Below are 20,379 nucleotides of genomic sequence, written 5' to 3'. Positions count from 1 at the left end.
TGTTGTACTGTAGATCACATTAGGAGATGGGCGCGACGGGAACCAGTGCCGTTTCGTGCATCAGGTTTGAGTTAAATGCAAAATGCTGATCGAACGGGAACAAGAGAATGCAAACATTGCCAACGGCGCTGCGCTACTTCCATGAGGTGGCTAGCACGGGATCTATTTCCGATGCCGCCGAATCGCAACATGTTTCCGCGTCGGCGATCAGCCGGCAGATCAGCCAGCTCGAACGCCACGTCGGCGCGGCAATTTTCCGCCGCCATGCCCGCGGCATGGAATTGACCGATGCCGGGGTGCTGCTGCTGGCCCATACCCGCCGCATGCTCTCCGAAGGCGAGCAACTGGCTCAGGATCTGAGCGAGCTCTCCTCGGGGGCTTCACGAGTCATCGAGGTGGCCAGCTCGGAAGGACTTGCTGCCTCGGTGACTCCTCGCGCCGTCTCCGCGTTCTGCAAGGAACATCCCGAGGTGACGGTTCACCTGAGCGTCTTGCCCTCGGCCGAGGCCACCAGGCAGGTTATCGAAGGCACTGCGGATCTCGCGACGATCTTTGCCCTGGGCCCGCAGCGCCATGTAACCGTCGAGCATTCCTGCCCAGCTCCGGCTTATGCCGTGGTTTGCGCCGACCACCCCCTGGCTGAGCGGACGCAGCTGTCGCTGGCCGAGCTCTGCGAGTACCCGATGTCCATGCCGGCCAAGGGCATCACCCAGCGCGAGCTTTTTGACATCGCCACCTCCATGGCCGGACTCACGCCGAAGATCGCGCTAACTACCGATCACATCAATCCGGCCATGGAGTTCGCGCGTTCCGGCGCGGGGGTGACCTTGCTCAGCCGCTTCGCTCGTCGCGATGGGCTGAGCCAAGGGCTGAGGTTCATCCCGATTGACCATCCGGCTCTGGCCGAACGCAGCGCACAGATCCTCACCATGCCGCGACGCCGGCAACCAGCCTTGGTCAGTGCGCTGATCCAGCAGATCACGGCCCTGATGCAGGAATACTGATCCGGGAAGAAGACGGCCTCGCCGCAGGGGCCGGCATGGGATTCTACTGGCCGAACAGCGGCCCCAGCTAATGGGTGGCGGTGCGGCACGGAGGCAGTCGCATGTACCGTGATGGCCCCTCCGAGGGATCGCTGATTGCCGGAGGCTTCACTCGTCGGGTGCACCCGGGATTCGAACGGCGAGTATTTGCGCAGGCGGAGCCGAGCGAGCGCCGGAAGCGTTCGGACCAGTCGTGGTTGACGGCGCTCTTCCTGATCGTGATGACGTGCTTTCCTAGGTGCCTTTCGAGCAACTGTCTGCCCAATTGATGGAGGGGCTTCCGTGCCGGAACACAAGCCGGGGGCAGTGACCCGCGAGCTCGTATCATTGCCGGCAGGCAGCTCGGCGCTGGACACGGTGGCACGGACTCCCACCTGCCATTCAGCGCGTTCAGCCCCGGGCTGTGCCCCGTTCCCGCACGGCCTTGCGCCAGCCGTCAACGATATCCCAGCCAATGCCGGCCGCGATTCCGCACCCGAGCAGCACGGCGAGAATGCGGAAGATGCCGCCATTGCCAGCGGCCTGTGCGTTTCCGGCGGCGAACCCGTCGCCTCCGGCAACCGCAACGAACGAGAGGAATTCCGGGTTGACGAGCTCGCCGCGCAACAGCAGGATCAGCGCCCAGGCCGCGAAGGCCAAGGCGAGCACGGTGTTCAGCACCGCCATGGCAGTTGTCCAACGACGCAGGCGGAACAGCGCGACGGCGAAGACGGCCTCGAGGATGATCAGTGCGAACAGGATGCCGATCCACCACGGCCACAGCCCCGGGCTGAGGATCGGGATCGGTTCACCGCCTGTGGGGAAGAATCCTCGGACCAGGTCCCATACCACCGCGCCGGCGGCGATGCCCAGGAATACCAGCGACGCGATCAACTCGCTGCGGCCCGCGCCATCCTCGGGAATTTCCGGCAGCTGGTCGACATCCCACTTCACGCCAGTGGCCGCGCCGGTGCGCTCGAGCACGACGAACACGAGCGTGGTCCAGAAGCCCACGTGCACGATGATCTGCAGTCCGACGGTAAGCGACTGGACGATGCTTTCGCCCACGTCCTGTCCAGAGACCAGCAAACCCAGCGCCATTGCTCCTGCCACGCAGAGCGGCACAATCCACAGCAGCAGTTTCAACAGGCGCCACCAAGCCAGGTAGTACTTCGGCCCGATCAGGTGCAGCGGCCGGTCTGCGTAGCCGGCGGCGAGGATGCCGGGGTCGCCGAGTTCGGCCAGGACTCGGCGTTCCGCCTGCTGCGCGGCTTCGCCTTGGGCTACGCGCGCCTCGATGGCGTCGGCAATGGAGGCTTCGAGTTCGGCGCGGATGTCGTTCCGCATCCCGGGCTCGAGGCTGCGGATCGTGGCCGAGATGTAGCGTTCGGTCAATGTGGCAGTCATGTCAGTGCTCCTCTTCGGTGAGCGAGGCGATCGCCGTTGCCAGTGATCGCCATTCCGTGGTCAACGTGTCGGCAAGACGGATACCGTCAGGCGAGGTTCGGTAGAACTTGCGTGGCCTGGCCTCCTCGGTGTTCCACTCGCTGGTGAGGTAACCCTGCTTCTCCAGACGCCGCAGCAGCGGATACAAGGTGTTGGCATCGGTGGAGAAACCGTGGTCGTCGAGCTGCTCCAGCAGGCTGTAGCCGTATCCTGCACTGCGCAGCAGCTGCAGGCAAGCGAGCACAACGGTGCCGCGTCGCAGCTCTTGCAGTTGGGTGTCGAACTCTTCCATGCCGCTCACATTACCGTGCGCCACACACTATCGTCAATCACACATTACTGTCACAAGATGAGAACGGGTGTTCAATGCTATTCGTTGCAGAACTGGGGGCTGCAGCCGGAAGTGAGCGGTGGCGCTGAGCCCGCACAAGCAAACCAGCAAGTAACGCATCGCGTAGCGGCAGGACTGGCGACTGGACTGGAGTGCCAAGATCAGTTGAATTCCAGCGCAGCGTGGTCCATAGTCGGCAGTGGCCGCGCTTTTCCAGCCCGGCCCATCGCCCATCGCCTTTTGATAACTGCGAATTTGCCGCAACAGGCTAACCTCCAGCCACGGCGGCCTTCCGCGCACTGCGCGCGGGAGAATAGCAAAAGCCAGCGGCCGGCAGCACCTCGAGCCGCCCGGACATTGAAGAAAACGGCTCCAGCGGAAAAGGGCCAGCCTCGCCCGGCAGCAATTGGCTGAACGGCTTTGCGGCTACCTGCCGTCCCTGAGCAGGGCCACGTCGGAGACCATTTCTATATGCTCGCCCATCGCGGCGGCGGCACCCGTGGAATCGCCGCGGCGAATCGCATCGGCGATTTTCAGGTGCGACTCCAGCGAACGCTCCGGGCGTCCTGGCTGCCCCAACGATTCGATGCGGGTTTCGAGCACCATCTCGGCGATAAACGTCATGAGTTTTTGCAAAACCGCTGATTTGGCTGCAGCGGTAATTGCCTCGTGGAAAAGCTCATCACCGCGCTCGCCACGGCCGCCCTCGCCAATTTCCGCGGCCATCACCCCCAGCGCGTGATCGATTTTGCGCAGGTCAGCCTCGGTGCGGCGTTCGGCAGCCAGCGCGGCCAGCTTGACCTCCAAGGTACTGCGCGCCTCGACGATATCCGGCAACCGGTTCTTGTGCTCGCGCAGTTCGCGCAGCACCGTGGCGACGCTCGGACGGTGCACGAGCACCGCGCCGGTTCCATGCTGCACGTCGATGACCCCGAGTACTTCCAACGCCACCAGGGCCTGGGCCAGGGTCGCTCGCGAGACGCCGAGCTGCTCTGCCAGCTCGCGCTCGGCCGGCAAATGGTCACCGGGCCCCAACTGCTCAGCCTCGACGAAAGCCAGGATCTGCTGCATCAACTGCTCATAGAGCCGAGGGCGTTGCACCTTCGCGAACGCCCTGGCCTTCTTGGCTTCTGCCACAACCACTCCCCACCTGAAAATGTGTTCTTCCTCAAACTTACACCGAAAATTACCTTGACAAGACACCGAGAGTCTAGGAGGCTAGGCCAGTGAGCCAGTGACACCCGCCACATCAAAACCATTCAGTGCAAAGCCTCCCGAAAAGGATTTCCCATGTCTGTCGCACTCGTCTCCATCATCGTCTTGGCGGTGATGTTCATAATTGCCACGATGTTCCCGATCAACATGGGAGCCTTGGCCTTCGTTGGCGCCTTCCTGCTCGGCACGATATTCCTCGGCATGGATGCCAAGGACATTCTCGCCAGCTTCCCCGGAGGGCTGTTCTTGACCCTGGTCGGGGTCACCTACCTCTTCGCCATAGCCCAGAACAATGGCACCATCGACATCCTGGTTGACCGGGCGGTGAAACTTGTCGACAACCGGATCTCGCTGATCCCCTGGGTCATGTTCGCCATCACCGCAGCCATTACCGCCATTGGCGCCCTGGGCCCGGCAGCGGTGGCGATCATCGCCCCGATCGGCCTGCGCTTCGCGCAGAAATACGAGATCAACCCGCTCATGATGGGCATGCTGATCGTGCACGGCGCGCAAGCCGGCGGCTTCTCCCCGATCGCCGTCTACGGCGTGATCGTCAATGGGCTGATCCAGGAAGCCGGGTTCGCCTTCAGCCCCACCGCCCTGTTCCTCACCAGCTTCGCCTTCAACCTGGTGATCGCCATCGTGCTGTTCCTGGTCCTGGGCGGGCGCAAACTGGCTGGCCAGCGGGCCAGCGCCATCGCCGAACGCGTTGCCGAGGCCCGCCTGTCGGTCTCCGTGGGCTCGCAGGCAGCCGATGTCGATTTCAAGGGCAGCGGCTCGGGAACCTACGGTCCCCGCGATCCTGCCGGCGACGGCGCCGCGCCGCATGCCCCGGGCCAGCGCTTCGGCCAGGCAATGACCATCCTCGGCCTGGTCGCCCTGGCCGTGATCGCATTGGGCTTCAAGGTCGACGTCGGCTTCGTTTCGATCACCATCGCTGTCGTCCTGGCGTTGGTCAACCCCGCTGCCCAGAAGGGGGCGGTCAACAAGATCAGCTGGTCCACGGTCCTGCTCATCTGCGGCATGCTCACTTTCGTCGGAGTCCTGGAGGAAGCCGGCACCATCGAATACGCTTCGAACGCCGTGGCGACCCTGGGAGCACCGCTGCTTGCCGGCTTGCTCATCTGCTACATCGGCGCCGTTGTCTCGGCTTTCGCATCATCCACTGCCATCCTGGCCGCGCTCATCCCGCTGGCGATCCCGTTCCTGGGCTCGGGCTCGATCAGCGCTACCGGATTGATCTGCGCGCTGGCCATCGCCTCTACCATCGTGGATGTCTCGCCCTTCTCCACCAACGGCGCCCTGGTCCTTGCCAACGCCCCGGAAGGCACCGACAAGGACCGCTTCTACAAGCAGGTCCTGGGCTACGGCGGCATCATCGTCCTGGCCGGCCCTGTCCTGGCCTGGGCGCTGCTGGTCTTGCCCGGCTGGCTGTAGGCACCAGCGGAACCGCCAATCTTTCCACTCCTAGGAGGTATCTCTTGAGCTCGATTACAGTCCAACCCGAAGAAACCCTGGCCACCGGCACCGGCCCCCTGAGCGGCTACGTGGTCCTTGACCTGACCCGTGCACTGGCCGGGCCTCATGCCGGAATGATGATGGGCGACCTGGGTGCCAAGGTCATCAAGATCGAAGCGATGGGCACCGGGGACGACACCCGCGGCTGGGGCCCACCCTTCGTCGGGCCGGAAGACAACCGGCAGGCCACCTACTTCCTGTCATGCAATCGCAACAAGCAGTCTGTTGCGCTGAACCTGAAGGATTCCGCGCACCAAGCCAAGCTGGCCGACCTGGTCAGGAACTCTGATGTGCTCATGGAGAACTTCCGCACCGGCGTGCTGGACCGGCTCGGCTTCAGCGTCGAGGTGCTCCATGAATTGAATCCGCAGCTGGTGATCCTGTCCATTACCGGCTTCGGGCACGACGGCCCCGAATCCCACCGCAGCGGCTACGACCAGATCCTGCAGGGCGAGGCCGGGCTGATGTCCATTACCGGCTCCGGCCCGGAGGATCCGCAGAAGGTCGGGGTGCCCATCGCGGATCTGCTCTCGGGGATGTATGGAGCGTACGGGGCGCTGGCAGCGCTGCTGGAACGCGAAAGGACCGGTCGTGGCCAAGTGGTCCGCACCTCCCTGCTGGCCTCGATCATCGGGGTACATGCCTTCCAGGGCACCCGGCAGACCGTGGCCGGGGAGAATCCCCAAGCCATCGGCAACCACCATCCCTCCATTGCACCCTACGGCCTGTATTCCTGTGCCGATGGGAAAGTGCAGATCAGCATCGGCAGCGAAAAGCTCTGGCAGGCCTTCGCCTCCCGGTTCGGCTTGCCCGCCGGGGATCCCCGCTTTGCCAGCAACTCCCAGCGCGTGGAGAACCGCGCGGCGCTCAATGAGCTGATCGAACGGGCTTTTAGCGCATACGATGCGGCGCAGCTGCTCAACTCCCTTGACGCAGCCGGCATTCCAGCGGGAAAGGTGCGCTCCATCGAGGAGGTCTATGACTGGGACCAGGTCCACTCCCAAGGGCTCGTCGTGGAGGTGGAGCACGAAGTGCTGGGCAGGGTCAGCCTGCCCGGCCCTCCCCTGCGTTTCTTCGATGCCGCCACCAGCAAGGAGACCACCCGCAAGGCGCATACCGCTCCGCCCCTGCTCAATGCTGATGCAGCGGACGTGGACCGCTGGCTCGAAGAGCAGAAGGAAGACCAGTCATGAGCACCAGAACCCAACGGATTGACGCGTCGGCGCTACTGTCCATCGTCTTGGATGAAGACTCCTTCGAGTCCTGGGACAGCCAGCCGCAGCAGCCCGAGCTCAGCGAATCCTATGCGGCCGACCTCGATGCCGCCCGCGCAAAAAGCGGCACCGATGAATCGGTGCTCACGGGCAAGGGGCTGATCCAGGGCCGCGAAGTGGCGGTGATCGTCTCGGAATTCAACTTCCTGGCCGGTTCCATCGGGCAGGCTGCCGTGAAGCGCATTGTCGCGGCCATCGAGCGCGCAACGGCGGCCGGACTGCCGCTGCTGGCGGGGCCCGCTTCCGGGGGCACCCGCATGCAGGAAGGCACCTTGGCCTTCCTGGGGATGGTCGCCATCACCGATGCGGTCCGCCGGCACAAGGCGGCAGGACTTCCCTATCTGGTCTACCTGCGCCATCCCACCACCGGCGGTGTCATGGCCTCCTGGGGCTCTTTGGGGCACATCACCGTTGCCGAGCCAGGGGCGCTGCTGGGTTTCCTGGGTCCACGGGTCTACCAGGCACTCTACGGACAGGACTTCCCGGAGGGCGTCCAGGTCTCGGAGAACCTGTTCCGCAAGGGCTTGATCGACGCGGTTGTCCCGCCGCAGGACCTTCCGCAGCTAGTGGACCGGGCACTGCAGATCCTGCAGCCGGTACGAGATTCCGGCGCTTTCCCGGCACCGGTGGGCAGCATCTCGTGCAGTGCGGACGAGGACGCCTGGCGCTCTGTGCAAGCCAGCCGGAACCCGCGCCGACCGGACACCCGGATGCTGCTGGCCTCAGCTGACGACGCGCTGCCCTTGAACGGAACCGGACAGGGAGAGAAAGACCCCGGGCTGATGCTGGCGTTGGCGCGGTTCGCAGGACAGCGCTGCGTGGTGCTCGGCCAGCAGCGGCCGCGGCACCCGGACACGGCCAGCCTCGGGCCCGCCTCGCTGCGCGAGGCCCGCCGCGGGATGCAACTGGCCCAGGAACTCGGCCTGCCGCTGGTCACCATCATCGACACCACCGGCGCCGAGCTCTCGGTGCAGGCAGAGGAAGGCGGGTTGGCCGGAGAGATTGCCCGTTCGCTCAGCGAATTGATCGGCTTGCGGTCCCCCTCGGTGTCGGTGCTCCTCGGCCAAGGTACCGGCGGCGCCGCACTGGCGCTGCTGCCGGCGGACCGGACCATCGCAGCCCGCAATTCCTGGCTCTCGCCGTTGCCGCCCGAGGGCGCCAGCGCCATCATGCACCGCAGTACCAGCCATGCCCCGGATATGGCCCGCCAGCAGAAGATCGGCGTTGCTTCGCTGTGCGACTTTGGCCTGGTGGACCACGTGGTGGACGAGTTCGATGACGCTGCCACCCGGCCGCGCGAGTTCTGCCAGGAACTCGGAACGGCTATTGCTGCGGAAATCTCCCTGGCCCTTGCCATTCCCGAAGCAGATCGGTTGGAGCGCCGGCAGAAAAAGTTCCAGAACTTGGGACAAGCCTCCAGCTAGTTCCGCACTGGGACACCGGGCCGGTCCGGCAACGGCTGCTGGACCGGCCCTTGGCTCGGCTGCCCTCGCCGGGCCGGCCGGCTGCACCCTGCAGGCACGTGGAAGTTCAAGGATCAGGCTACCTCCCCAAATGCCGGCCGCCATGCGTAGAGTGGGACTCGACAGGAACTACCCAGCGAGGCGGACGATGCGCGAGCGCAAATCGATGATCGATACGGCCAAGGACATCGCGTCCGGCGCCCACGAAGGACAGGTCGACAAGCTCGGCGCCGCGTATATCGGGCATCCGGCACGAGTGGCCGGGCACGCCCGCGACCTCGGCGGTTCGCCAGAAGCCATCGCAGCCGCCTGGTTGCATGATGTGATCGAGGATTGCGACGTGAGCGCGGCGGACCTGCGTGCCGCAGGCATTCCCGACACGGTCATCGTGGCGGTGGAACTGCTGAGCAAGCGGCCCGGGCAGAGCCTGGAAGAATATTGCGCCGGGGTACGCGGCAATGCGCTGGCCTTGCTGGTCAAGGAAGCGGACCTGGCCGATAACACCGACCCGGAACGCACAAGCCAGCTGGATCAGGCTACCCGGCAGCGGCTGGCCAAGAAATACCAGCGCACCCGGTCCCTCCTGGGTCTCTAGCAGCGCCCGGAATCCTGGGTCCAACCCGGGTCTGCCCGGAAATAGTTCCTGGCCATAAACATTCAAGATCCCCGCCACGCACGGCCAGCACTTCTTCGCCGGCATCCGGTGGCGGCACCTGATCACCGCGCAGAACTCGGAATGCTGGATATTTCCCGCAGCCCCCTTGCAATCGGGCGCCATTGGGCAAGACTTGGACTATGGCAACAGGCAGAAGCACAGTGTTCGAAAACCGCAGCCATGCCGGCGCCGCGCTGGGCATGAAGCTGTCCACCCTGCTGCCCGCCGGCGAATACACCGTGCTGGGTTTGCTGCGCGGCGGAGTGCCCATCGCCCATGAAGTGGCCAAGGCCCTCGGGGCCACACTGGGCGCGGTGGCAGTGCGCAAGCTCGGGGTGCCGCGCAATCCCGAACTGGCATTCGGCGCCATTGCCAGGTACGGGATTAGCAGCGCTCGCCACATCAACGAGGCGATCTACCGCCGGGCTCTGCAGTATTTCGGCAAGGACGAACTCGAATCCCTGGAACGCGGCACCGGTGCCGACCTGCTGGCTCTGGCCAGCACCTTCAAGGACTACTGCCCCGATCTGGCCGAGCGCGACCTGCTGCTTTGCGATGACGGAATGGCCACGGGCGCCACGATGAAGGCCGCGCTGGATCTTATCCAGGACCTGGATCCCGCCTCCATCACGCTGGCAGTTCCGGTGGCTTCGCCTGGAACGGCTGCCGAATTGGCACCCCGGGTCAATGGCATCTGCCAACTGCTCACCCCGGAAAATTTCACTGCCGTCGGAGCCTTCTACGAGGACTTCGGGCAAGTGGGCCAGGACCAGGTCCTGGAAATGCTGCGCTCCGCGCGGTGAGGTCCCAGGACCTAGTCAGCCAAACCGGTCTTCCTGTTCAGGATAGACAGGCCTGGCCAACCGGCGGATCAACCTACGGCACCGCTTATCGGGACGCGCCTGGTTTCGGTGACGACCCCAAGAGGAACTTCTGAGCGCAAAACGGCATCGATGTTGTCCCAAACTGTGGCCAGCCTCCGCTGCACATTCTCCCAGCCCACCCCCGCCATATGGGGCGTGCAGATCACCGAGTCCAGGCTCAATAGCTCGCTGCCCAGTTCCAGCGGCTCCAGTTCGAAGACATCCAGCCCGGCACCGGCAATGCTCCCGGTGCGCAAGGCGTCAATCAATGCCTCTTCATCGATGACCTCGCCGCGACCGACATTGACCAGCACGGCGGACGCCTTCATCATGGCCAGTTCCTCGCGTCCAATGAGCTTGCCGGTCCCCTGATTCAGCGGAAGGCTTACGCAGACAACATCGGATTCGCGCATCAAAGTCTCCAATGACACCGCCCGTGCCGAGATCAGCTCGGACACTGTCAGCGGGATCTGGGCAGTGTCGTAGTAGACGACGTTGGCACCGAAGCCATGGTGCACCACCTTGCCAACCCAACGCCCAATATTTCCCAGGCCTACGATTCCCACGGTCTTGCCATACAGTTCCGCATAGGAGGCTTCATCCAGGTCCTGGCGCCATTTGCCCTCGCGCAAAAGCTGCATCGAGGACGGAATACGGCGCAACAAGTTAAGGATCAGGCTCACCGCGTGCTCGGCCACCGAGATCGAATGGGTTTTCATTTGCGCCACGGGAATGCCCAGGTCGTTGAGCACCCCCAACGGCAGCTGGCCGTAACCCGAGCTCATGTACTGGATGAACTTCGCGCGGGTGGCTGCACGGAAGACTTCTTCGGGGACCTCGATGCCCGAAATGATGAAGTCTGCGTCAGCTGCCTCGGCTACCAGCTCCTCCACGCTGGTGCCAGCTGGCAATACCACCAGCTCGAACCCTTCGGGAGTCGATGCTTTCAGGCCGTCGATGTAGTCATTTAATGGGTTGATGAATAGGACTTTCCAGGTCATGATTATCCTTTCAGGATCCGGCCGGGATACTTGCGGAGGCTTGCAGGGCGCGGAGTACCGCGTCGGTCACTTCCCCGGTGCTGGCATTCCCGCCCAGATCGGCCGAGCGCGGACCGGTGGCGAGCACCTCTTGGACAGCGGAGTTAATGCTGCGTGCAGCGCAGACGAGCGCTTCATCCTCGCGTTTTTCTCCCAGCCAGTCGAGCATCATGGCGGCAGAGAGGATCATTGCTGTGGGATTGGCCTTGCCAGTGCCGGCGATATCCGGCGCGCTGCCATGCGACGGCTGGAAGACCCCGTGGGTCCGGCTCACATCAGCCGAAGGTGCCACGCCCAGTCCGCCAACTAGACCGGCGGCAATTTCCGAAGTGATGTCGCCGAAAATGTTCTCGCTGACGATCACGTCAAACCGCCCCGGATCAGTCACCATGTACATCGAACCGGCGTCAATATAGTACTTGCTGCTATCGATGTCGGTATTCTTCGCTGCGACTTCGTCGAAGACCTTTTCCATCAGCACGTTGCTGCGCAGGGCATTGGACTTATGCAGCAGGGTCACCCGGCCGGGGGTACCGCGCTTGCGGCGGGACCGGGCCTGGTCGAAGGCCTCAGCAAAGAGCGTTTCACAGGTCGCCCGCGTGATGGTCATCCGGTCGGTGGCTTCCACATCGCTGGGTTCATGCTTGTCGTGCAGACCTGCGAACATGCCCTCGGAGGTCTCACGGATCACCAGCATGTCTATGTTCTCAGCCCGTACCGCGTTCGGAACACCCTTGAAGAGCTTGACCGGACGCAGGCTGGCGAACAGCTTGTAGTGGGCGCGCATCTCGACCTGCGCTCCAAGTTCCAGGCCTTCTTCGTCTCGCACGTCGGGCAGCCCCATGGCCCCGAAGAGCACTGCGTCGCTCTTTCCAATCTCGTCCATGTCGGCAGCGGTGATCTTGCGCCCGGTGCGCCGGTACAGATCAGCTGAGAAATCGTAGGTGACGTAGTCAAGGGTGAACCCGAACTGCTCCTGGACCTCTCCGAGCAACTTCAGCGCCGAGTCGACGACTTCCGGCCCGATCCCGTCACCGGGAATGACCGTAATCCTGTAATTGGCCATGACAACCTCCTGATATTCCTATGTAGTGGGATTCAATTGCTATTCAGCGGGAATACAATATCAGTATGTATCGAGGATCACTAGACCCCAGGGCAGTATTCATTACTGGCCAGCGAAATCCACTTCCCATACAGTAGGAATCACTGATTCAATCCCCGAGCACCGACCACGCCACCGCCCGTTTACCCGTTACCCTGAAAGGCCCGCTCCATGACTGAACCCACGACCAATCGGCAGCTGGAACGCATCTGCCAGCTCCTCGACGCGCTCGAATTCGGTGATGCAACGGCCAGCGAGCTGGCCCGCCAAACCGGACTGTCCACTTCCACCGCCCACCGGCTGGCACTGAGCCTAGTCGAGTACGACTTCCTCAAGCGCGAGCCGTCGGGCAACTACAGCCTGGGGAGGCGGTTCGTGCGCAGCCGGCTTGAACTGGTCGGACTCGGACACCTCACCGAACTGCGCGATGCGACCGGTGAGACGGCGCAACTATGGATTCGCCGCGGCGATCATCGGGTTTGCATCAGCTCCGTGGATTCCCGGCACGAATTGAAGGCGACCTTGCCCCCAGGAGCAAGCCTCGCCCTGCCGCATGGTTCCAGCGGACGGCTGCTGGCCTTCGACCAGGAGGCCATGGCCTCGATCGAAAGCCACGGCTGGGTGGAATCCGTGGGGCTGCGCACTCCCGGGCTGGGATCGGTGAGCGCACCGGTACTCCAGAGTGATCACATCATTGCTTCGATCTGCCTGGCCATGCCGCTCTCGCGATGCGAAGTCTCCCCCGGCACCGATCACGGCCAGCTGGTAGCGGGCACCGCAGCGAGGATCTCCGCGGCCTTCAGCGACCAGAGGTAGCGCCACCCCGGCAATCACCAAAAGGATCCGGCCCCGCCATCGATGCGTGGACCGGATCCTTGGCGAGCACGCCGCGGTTCGCTAGCCCATGAATGGCACCAGCAGTGTAGTCAAGAAGAGCACGAAGGCCCCTCCGATGCGGTTGGAAAGGGCCGCGAACGGCATCAGGTGCATGCGCTCCGACGCGCTGAGTACCGACACGTCGCCCGAACCGCCGGTGTCGGCCATGACCAGGCCCGGGGTGATGGCCGCTTCGACGAAGTTGAACTTCAGCAGCCAGCCCACAATTCCGGCGCTCAGTCCGGCGATCAGCACGGTAATGACCACCAGCACGATGAACATCGGGTCGCCCAGCGAAGCCAAGACCTCGTTGATGTCGATGTAGGAAATGCTCACGCCCACCAGCAGCGCCGGGACCAGCACCGAGGTGATCATCTCGCCCCAGTCGGTGGTGGCTTCCTCGATATCCTTGGGCAGCAACCCGAAGATCTTCAGCGCGGCCACGACGATGATCATCCAGGCGTAGGGATGCAGGAATGCGAAGAACCCGCCGAGCAGTTCCCCCAGCACGTAGAGCCCTGCCGTCAGCACCAGTCCCTTGCCCAAGGTGAGGAAACTCGCCATGGTGCGCTTGGGCGGGTTGGACAGCTCCTTGCTGGTTCCCTTCACGCGCATCAGGTCGCCGTTGCCGCTGAAGCCGATAAACAGCTGCTTGCGCTTGCCCAGTCCGTTGAGGATTCCGGCGAAGAGGATGCAGAAGACATTGGCGACGACCACAGCCGACATCAGGTCGCCCATGAATGCCGAGGAATCCTGCCCGGTCTGGGCGCCGTACATTTCGCTCATCGGCACCGCCCCCAGGCCCAGGCCGCCAGCCATGATCGGGGCCGCTACGGTGAGCATCGCGTTCCAGAAACCGAATCCTGCTACGGCTCCGATCAGTCCGATTGCAGCAAAGGAGATCAGGATGCAGGAAACCAGCGGGATCGCGAAGCGCGGACCTGCCTTGAGCAGCAGGGCGCGCGGCGCGCCGAGGATCGAGCCGGCGATCACCGCAGCCACGAAGAAGTCAAGGAACCCGTGGGTGGTGATGAAGTCAGTGACCACGGTAATGATCGCCTCCGGCATGAACCCGTAGAACATCACCAGCGCCGGGACGAAGGTGCACAGGATCGTCGGCAGCCCGAAGTCACGGACTATCGGGAACAGGTTGCCGAACCAGATCAGCAGGCCGCCCAGCAGCATCGCGACGGCGAAGCCTGGCAACATGCCGCCGGGAAGCTTGCCGGTCACGGCTGCGATGAGCACTACCGCGGCCATGGTCAGGTAAAGCCAGATCGGCAGGCCCGAGATGGCGAAGTGCCGGGGGTTGGCGTGGTGGGCGCCCTTGGGCAGCTGGGCCTTTTCGTTCAGCCGCCGCAGAAGGTCTTGGTCTTCACCCTGGATGGAACGCGGAAGCTGGGCTTCCTGGTTGGTCTTTGACATCGTATTCTCCCGATGTTTCGTGGCTTGCAAGGCTACCGGCGTCTTTGCGCGGAAGGCCGTTGCATGGCCAGCCGTGAAGGCAGGCCTGGTTGCCTAGTGGATGGAGAGGGAATCTGTTTGGACAGGTGGTGCGTTGGAGATCGTTGCGCGGGCCAGATCGGTGGCCTTTGCGAGCCCTGAAGGATCAATTCCTGTGATGTGCCCTTCGGCGTGCAGAAAATCCACGAGCTCTTCTGTGGACAGGTTTCCTGCCGCGCCCGGAGCGAATGGGCAGCCCCCATAGCCGCCCAGTGCGGCATCGAAGCGGGTAATGCCCGCATCGATGGCCAATTTCACCGTGTCCAGGGCCAGGCCGTGGGCATTGTGCAGGTGCAACGAGTAGGCCAGGTCGGGTTCAGCGTCCTGGATGTGCTTCACGCTGTCGATCAGGCGTTGCGGTGGCGTGGTTCCGAGGGTGTCAGCCAGCCCGATGTCCGTGATGCCCATGGACTTGAAGGCGCGTACCAGTTGCAGGAGACGAGAGGGGTCGATCTCGCCCTCGTAGGGGCAGGTGAAGGCGGTGGAGATCCCGGCGTGGAATCCGGTTTCCGGGTGGGCTGCGACATCGCCCGCGAGCGAGGCCAGTGACTTCTCGATGCCAGCACCGGCGTTGGCATTGCTGTGCGCCTGGCTGGCCGACGCCACCACCTGGACTTCGCGCGCTCCGGCAGCTGCCGCCCGGGCGATGCCCTGGCCGTTCAGGGCCAGGACCGTGAAACGCACCCTGGATTCCATGGACAGCGCGGACAACACGTCGCTGGCGTCGGCCATTTGCGGCACGCGCTTCGGGTTGACGAATGACGCGATCTCCATGCGCTCGACACCTGCGTCCATGGTGGCTCGGGCGATCTTCACCTTGTCGGCCGTGGAAACGATGACCGGTTCGTCCTGCAATCCGTCACGCAAGAACACGTCGGTGATTTCGATCCGCATCATTTCACCGCCTTGTTGCCCATGGCCCGGATCTGCCCTTCATCGAAGCCAGCCAGGTCCTTGAGGACTTCCTCTGTATGCTCCCCCAGGTCCGGGCCGACCCACTTGACCTCGCCCTGGTGGCCGGGAATCCTTGGCACCACGCCCGGGAAGCGGATCAGTTCGGGCTCCTGGTCGACCTTCACTTCGTGGGTCTCGATCATGCCGCGGGCAAGGTAGTGCTCGTCCTGGGCGATGGAGGCAGCGTCGTAGACCGGAGCCGCCGGAACCCCGGCCGCATCCAACGCGTCGAGCACCTGCGGCAGCGGCAGGGATCCGGTGAATGCCTCGATGGCTCCGTTGAGCTCTGCCTCGCGGGAACCGCGAGCCTCGGTGGTTAAAAGGGACTGGTCGTTGGCCAGGTCCTCGCGCCCGACAGCGCGCATCAACCTGGTGAATACCGAGTTGGAGTTCCCTCCGATAACCACCTCCAGGCCATCCTGGCAAGTATAGGAGCCGGTAGGCACCACTCCTGGAAGCCGGCCGCCGGTACGCTCGCGGACCATGCCGTAGGCATCGTAGTCCGGGACCAGTGATTCGAGCAGCGAGAAGACACCTTCGTACAGTGCCACATCAACGACGTTCTGCTCCTGGTTGCTCCCTCCCTTGGCCTTGTTGAGCATCAGCATCAAGGCGCCGATGACTCCGTAGAGACCTGCGACGGTATCACCCAAGGAGGCGGCGGCCCGTCCTGCGGGACGGTCGGGTTCGCCGGTGATGTAGCGCAATCCGGCAAATGATTCAGCAGAACTGCCGAATCCGGCGCGGTCCTTATAGGGTCCAGTCTGACCGTAGCCCGAGATACGCACGATCACCAGTTCAGGGTTGATTACACTGAGCACCTCAGGGCCAAGCCCCCACTTTTCCAAAGTGCCAGGACGGAAATTCTCGATCAGCACATCTGTGGTCCTGATGATTTCCTTAATTGCCCTCGCACCTAGCTCGCTGCGCAAATCGAGCTCGACAGATTTCTTGTTGCGCGCGATAGTGCGGAAGAGCATGGAGGTTTCACCGCGGGCCTTGCGCCAGTCGCGCAGTTCATCTCCCCCATCAGGTCGCTCGATCTTGATTACTTCAGCGCCGAAATCGCCAAAGATCCGGGCAGCGAAGGGAGCAGCAATGAAGTTTCCAAGTTCCAGCACGCGCACGCCTGCTAACGGAAGGTTGTTCTCGCCGAGGTTCAGCTGATCGTCCATCAGAATGACCCCTTTTCATGTTAATCTGAAGGTAAGTGTTCCCACTGAATGGGATCGGAATCCCTTTTAGCGGTAAGACTGTAGCAAGTGAGCCACAACACAGCAAGAACTTTTTGAAATAAGTGGATTCATCTCACCGTCCCGCGAGACACGGCAACCATCCTGTCATCGGCGCCCGTGCCTCGCCAGCTAGTAATTGGCCGACCGGCGGTGGCAGGATGAGCGCACCGCTCCGCCGCTGCACGGTACTTGGAACACGATCCACCGGCCTGTTGCCGTGCAGCCGCGCATAAATCCCGAAGACGACAGCTCAAGAATTGGCGTTGGGTATCGGATCAGCCTGGTGCGCCGAAACCGTTTCCGGGCGCCACGAGGCAAATGCCAGCACCGTACCGACCACTCCGATGCCGACCAGGACCAGAGCCGCACCCCACAGGCGGATCGAAGCGCCCAGGGCGCCGGCCACCGGATAGGCCAACAGGAAGCAGGCATGGGACAAGGAAAATTGCGCGGCAAAAACACCGGGGCGGTTTTGCTCGGTGCTGTTGCGGCGCAGCAGCCTCGACGAGGGCGTGAGGATAGTTGCGGTCGCCGCACCCAGGGCCAGCCACAGGCCAAGGAGCCCGGCCCATTGGCCAGAACCCTCGCCCCAGCCGATCACAGCGGCACCGACGAACAGCAGCAGCGGCACCATCACGGCGCCTGCGAGCATCACGCTGCGGTCTTCGAATCGCTCCAGCAACCCCGGCATGCCCAGTGCCACCGCCATCGAACCTGCACCGTATGCTCCGAGCAGCAGCGCCACATCCACCTGCGAACGGCCCAGATCCCCCTTCACCAGCACCACTGTGTTGACGATGACCATGGCGGAGATCGCGGCGACCACCAGATTCAGCGCCATCAGGCTGCGCAGTTCCGGTGCCGCCCAGAATGCCCGGGTTCCCCCGGTGAGGCGATGGAAGAAGAGCGACTTCTGGGGCGGCGGGATCGCCGGGAAGCGCGTCGCGGCAACAAGCAGAGCGGACGCGGCAAAGCCGAGCACGGTCCCGGCGAAGAGGTTGTGGTAGCTGGTGACGGTCAGCAGCGCGGCCGCCAGCATCGGGCTGGCCAACGACTCCATGTCATAGGCCAGCCGCGACAGCGACAAGGCCCGGGTGTAATCCCGCTCATCGGGCAGGATCGAGGGAATGACCGCTTGGAACGCGGGGGTGAAGGTCGCCGATGCTGATTGCAGTACGAAAATCAGCACATAGATCTGCCACGCTTCGCTGGCGAATGGGAGGCAGAGCGCCACTAGTCCACGAATGATGTTGGACCCGATGAGCACGGGTTTGCGCGGAATATGGGAAACCAGGGCATTGGCCACAGGAGCAACGGCCACATAGGCGACCATCTTCACAGTCAAAGCCAGCCCAAGCACTAATCCCGCGTTGCTGCCGGCAATATCGAAAGCCAGCAGGCCCAGGGCAACGGTAAGCAGGCCCGTGCCCAGCAGCGCAATCATCTGGGCGCTGAAAAGCTTGGCGTACGCCTGGTCCCTGAGTACTGCGAGCATCTTTGCCGACTCCCGTATCTTTTGCCGCTAGCCTTGCGGGGCTTCGTGGTGCAGCGGCAGCTGGCCGTTGGATACCGAATGCTCCGCCTGCTTGATCGCTTCGCTGACCAGGCGCGCCGGGTGCTCATCGGTGAGGCTGTACAGGACCTTGGTTCCGTCCTGGCGCGTGGTCACCATGCGCGCCATGCGCAAACGGGCCAGGTGCTGGGATACCCCCGAAGGGCTCTTCTCGACCAGTTCCGCGAGCGCGTTGACCGAGAGCTCACCGGCACGGCGCAGATGCAGCACAATCCGGATCCGGGTGGCATCGGACAGCAAGCCGAAGACTTCCGCGGCCAGCTCCACGAAATCCGAGGAAGGATCCGGAGCATAAATCTTATTATCTGCATGCATGCTAATAGACTAATACTCTCGCCCGGTATTGCCTAGGGCACACCGGAAATATTCCGCGTCCGACTGGAACTAGAATTGGAGCCATGACTGCAACGCTCGTGGCCAAGGACCTGACTGGCGGCCACGCCCACCGAACCCTCTTCTCGAATCTGAACTTCACCGCCGCACCCGGTGATGTCTACGGCGTAGTGGGTGCCAACGGCGCTGGCAAGTCCACATTGCTCTCGCTGCTTGCCGGGGCCGCGGCCCCGCAGGCCGGAACGGTGAGCACCGCCCCGGATTCTGCGTTCATCGGCTGGATGCCCCAGGAACACGACCGCGTTCCAGGTGAAACCATCACCGCGTATTTGGCCCGCCGCACCGGTTGCGCCGCCGCCACCACCGCCATGGAATCCACCGCCGAAGAACTTGGCAGCGGCAAGCCCGGTGCGGATGACGCCTACACCGCTGCATTCGACCACTGGATGGCCTGTGGCGCCATGGATCTGGAAGACCGCATCCCCGAGGTGCTGGCCAAGCTCGGCTTCACCCTCCCGGTAGAAACCGAGATGACTGCCCTGTCCGGCGGCCAGGCAGCCCGCGTGGCTCTGGCAGCCCTGCTGCTCTCCCGCTTCGATGCGGTGCTGCTCGATGAACCGACCAATGATCTCGATCTCGAGGGCCTGGAGCATTTGGAGCATTTCATCAATTCCCTGCGCGCGCCGGTGATCCTGGTATCGCATGACCGCGAGTTCCTCTCCCGCTGCACCACCGGCATCATCGAATTGGACCTGGCCCAGAACCAGGTAGCCACCTATGAAGGCGGCTACGACTCGTACCTTGCCGAACGGGCCATCAACCGCACCCATGCCCGTGAGGCCTACGAGCAGTTCGAGAACCAGAAAGCCGATCTGGTCTCCCGCGCCCGCACCCAGCGCGAATGGTCCTCGCAAGGCGTGCGCAACGCCATGCGCAAGGCGCCGGACAACGACAAGATCCGCCGCCGGGCCAACTCCGAGTCCTCGGAAAAGCAGGCCGCCAAGGTGCGCCAGATGGAATCGCGCATCGCCCGGCTCGACGAAGTGGCCGAACCGCGCAAGGAATGGGTCCTGCAGTTCTCCATCGCCGCGGCTGAGCGCGGGTCCTCGGTGATGTGCACGCTCAACGAGGCCTCGGTATCCCACGGGGACTACGCTTTCGGACCGGTTTCGGTGCAGGTCAACGCCGGGGACCGGATTGGCATCACCGGCCCGAACGGAGCAGGCAAGTCGACCTTGCTGAACCTGCTGCTGGGCAAGCTGGCCCCGCACAGCGGCTCGGCATCCCTGGGCAGTTCGGTGAATATCGGAGAAATCGACCAGGCGCGCACCCAGCTGCCCGGCGACCTGCCACTGGGCGAAGCCTTCGAACTGGAAGTGCCCGAGTACTCCGCCGCGGAGGTGCGCACCCTGCTTGCCAAGTTCGGCTTGAAGGCCGACCAGTCCTCGGCCCTGGTGGATTCGCTCTCCCCCGGCGAGCGAACCCGCGCATCCATGGCGCTGCTCCAGGCCCGCGGGGTGAACCTGCTGGTGCTCGATGAGCCGACCAACCACCTGGACGTACTGGCCATCGAACAGCTCGAAGAAGCCCTGGAAGCGTACACCGGAGCACTGCTGCTGGTCACCCATGATCGGCGCTTGCTGGAGAATGTGCGACTGGACGCCCGATGGGAAGTTGCACAGGGTCAACTAACGGCCCATTTCTAGGGCCTCACTTGGGCACTTATTGCACTGGCAAGTTCACAGCTATCCAACGTAGGATTGGCACTATGGGAGCCGAGTTTTTCAGTTCTTTCGACTGCGAGGTCGACGCCTAGTACCCAAGGATATTTTCTTGAGCAGCACTGCAACACTCCATCCCCAAGGGCCAACGGTCAAGCCGGGCGACCCCAAGAGCTTCTTCCACGTCAAGAAGCTGGTCACCGAAGCTGGACTGGTCGGCCGCCGCCGCGGGCACTATCTCGGGTTGGGCAT

General features: G+C 63.4%; 18 protein-coding genes. 8 read left to right on the top strand and 10 right to left on the bottom strand.

What is annotated here, in order from left to right; all coding sequences use genetic code 11:
* Window positions 1-107 precede the first annotated feature (107 nt).
* Window positions 108-1,004, top strand: coding sequence for a LysR family transcriptional regulator (locus CQ012_RS00095; protein WP_105658027.1), 897 nt, complete (start codon window positions 108-110; stop codon window positions 1,002-1,004).
* A gap of 429 nt (window positions 1,005-1,433) precedes the next feature.
* Here the strand turns inward: CQ012_RS00095 and CQ012_RS00090 are convergent, their stop codons facing one another.
* From CQ012_RS00090 to CQ012_RS00080, 3 genes are all read right to left on the bottom strand, one after another.
* A complete protein-coding gene (locus CQ012_RS00090; RefSeq protein ID WP_105661071.1) occupies window positions 1,434-2,429 on the bottom strand; it encodes a permease prefix domain 1-containing protein in 996 nt (331 codons plus the stop codon).
* 1 nt (window position 2,430) lies between these two features.
* Window positions 2,431-2,760: a PadR family transcriptional regulator gene (locus CQ012_RS00085; protein ID WP_105658025.1), complete on the bottom strand. Its 330-nt coding sequence runs from the start codon at window positions 2,758-2,760 to the stop codon at window positions 2,431-2,433.
* A gap of 465 nt (window positions 2,761-3,225) precedes the next feature.
* Entirely contained in the window at window positions 3,226-3,936 is a 711-nt protein-coding gene (locus tag CQ012_RS00080; protein WP_286134518.1) for a FadR/GntR family transcriptional regulator, read from the bottom strand.
* Between the two features lie 153 nt (window positions 3,937-4,089).
* Between CQ012_RS00080 and CQ012_RS00075 the strand changes: the two genes are divergently transcribed.
* The 5 genes from CQ012_RS00075 (at window position 4,090) to CQ012_RS00055 (ending at window position 9,727) form a co-directional block, all read left to right on the top strand.
* Window positions 4,090-5,451, top strand: coding sequence for an SLC13 family permease (locus tag CQ012_RS00075; protein ID WP_105658024.1), 1,362 nt, complete (start codon window positions 4,090-4,092; stop codon window positions 5,449-5,451).
* A 44-nt stretch (window positions 5,452-5,495) separates the two neighbouring features.
* On the top strand, window positions 5,496-6,725 hold the full coding sequence (locus tag CQ012_RS00070; RefSeq protein ID WP_286134265.1) for a CaiB/BaiF CoA transferase family protein: 1,230 nt from the start codon (window positions 5,496-5,498) through the stop codon (window positions 6,723-6,725).
* Entirely contained in the window at window positions 6,722-8,230 is a 1,509-nt protein-coding gene (locus CQ012_RS00065) for a carboxyl transferase domain-containing protein (protein WP_105661070.1), read from the top strand. The genes CQ012_RS00070 and CQ012_RS00065 overlap by 4 nt, the downstream gene beginning before the upstream one ends.
* A 187-nt stretch (window positions 8,231-8,417) precedes the next feature.
* Window positions 8,418-8,864: an HD domain-containing protein gene (locus CQ012_RS00060; RefSeq protein WP_181148970.1), complete on the top strand. Its 447-nt coding sequence runs from the start codon at window positions 8,418-8,420 to the stop codon at window positions 8,862-8,864.
* Window positions 8,865-9,064: 200 nt separating this feature from the next.
* Window positions 9,065-9,727 (top strand): phosphoribosyltransferase, encoded by a 663-nt coding sequence (locus CQ012_RS00055; RefSeq protein ID WP_105661069.1) that lies wholly within the window; start codon window positions 9,065-9,067, stop codon window positions 9,725-9,727.
* Between the two features lie 68 nt (window positions 9,728-9,795).
* On the opposite strand, the gene CQ012_RS00050 is transcribed toward CQ012_RS00055, so the two are convergent.
* Together CQ012_RS00050 and CQ012_RS00045 are read right to left on the bottom strand one after the other, a co-directional pair.
* Entirely contained in the window at window positions 9,796-10,788 is a 993-nt protein-coding gene (locus CQ012_RS00050; protein ID WP_105661068.1) for an NAD(P)-dependent oxidoreductase, read from the bottom strand.
* 10 nt (window positions 10,789-10,798) lie between these two features.
* A complete protein-coding gene (locus CQ012_RS00045; protein ID WP_105661067.1) occupies window positions 10,799-11,893 on the bottom strand; it encodes an isocitrate/isopropylmalate dehydrogenase family protein in 1,095 nt (364 codons plus the stop codon).
* A 210-nt stretch (window positions 11,894-12,103) separates the two neighbouring features.
* Here CQ012_RS00045 and CQ012_RS00040 point away from each other — a divergent pair, with 210 nt between their 5' ends.
* Window positions 12,104-12,748 (top strand): IclR family transcriptional regulator, encoded by a 645-nt coding sequence (locus CQ012_RS00040; protein ID WP_105661066.1) that lies wholly within the window; start codon window positions 12,104-12,106, stop codon window positions 12,746-12,748.
* Between the two features lie 81 nt (window positions 12,749-12,829).
* Here the strand turns inward: CQ012_RS00040 and CQ012_RS00035 are convergent, their stop codons facing one another.
* The 5 genes from CQ012_RS00035 to CQ012_RS00015 all read right to left on the bottom strand — a co-directional run bounded on the left by CQ012_RS00035 (window position 12,830) and on the right by CQ012_RS00015 (window position 18,388).
* A complete protein-coding gene (locus tag CQ012_RS00035) occupies window positions 12,830-14,233 on the bottom strand; it encodes a 2-hydroxycarboxylate transporter family protein (protein ID WP_105661065.1) in 1,404 nt (467 codons plus the stop codon).
* A gap of 93 nt (window positions 14,234-14,326) precedes the next feature.
* Window positions 14,327-15,208 (bottom strand): hydroxymethylglutaryl-CoA lyase, encoded by an 882-nt coding sequence (locus CQ012_RS00030; RefSeq protein ID WP_286134517.1) that lies wholly within the window; start codon window positions 15,206-15,208, stop codon window positions 14,327-14,329.
* Entirely contained in the window at window positions 15,205-16,440 is a 1,236-nt protein-coding gene (locus CQ012_RS00025) for a CaiB/BaiF CoA transferase family protein (protein WP_105661063.1), read from the bottom strand. Before CQ012_RS00025 ends, CQ012_RS00030 begins: the two co-directional genes overlap by 4 nt.
* Window positions 16,441-16,750: 310 nt before the next feature.
* The gene (locus tag CQ012_RS00020) at window positions 16,751-17,995 is read right to left on the bottom strand and encodes an MFS transporter (protein WP_105661062.1); all 1,245 of its coding nucleotides are present in this window, start codon (window positions 17,993-17,995) and stop codon (window positions 16,751-16,753) included.
* Window positions 17,996-18,022: 27 nt separating this feature from the next.
* The gene (locus CQ012_RS00015; protein WP_105658020.1) at window positions 18,023-18,388 is read right to left on the bottom strand and encodes an ArsR/SmtB family transcription factor; all 366 of its coding nucleotides are present in this window, start codon (window positions 18,386-18,388) and stop codon (window positions 18,023-18,025) included.
* Window positions 18,389-18,471: 83 nt separating this feature from the next.
* On the opposite strand from CQ012_RS00015, the gene CQ012_RS00010 reads away from it, so the two are divergent.
* A complete protein-coding gene (locus tag CQ012_RS00010) occupies window positions 18,472-20,112 on the top strand; it encodes an ABC-F family ATP-binding cassette domain-containing protein (protein WP_105661061.1) in 1,641 nt (546 codons plus the stop codon).
* Window positions 20,113-20,379: the final 267 nt, after the last annotated feature.

Origin of the sequence: Arthrobacter sp. MYb214 (assembly GCF_002979865.1) — a bacterium.
GTDB lineage: Bacteria > Actinomycetota > Actinomycetes > Actinomycetales > Micrococcaceae > Glutamicibacter.
Note: the sequence above shows the minus strand (reverse complement) of the source record. Positions and strands in the feature narration are given on the sequence as shown.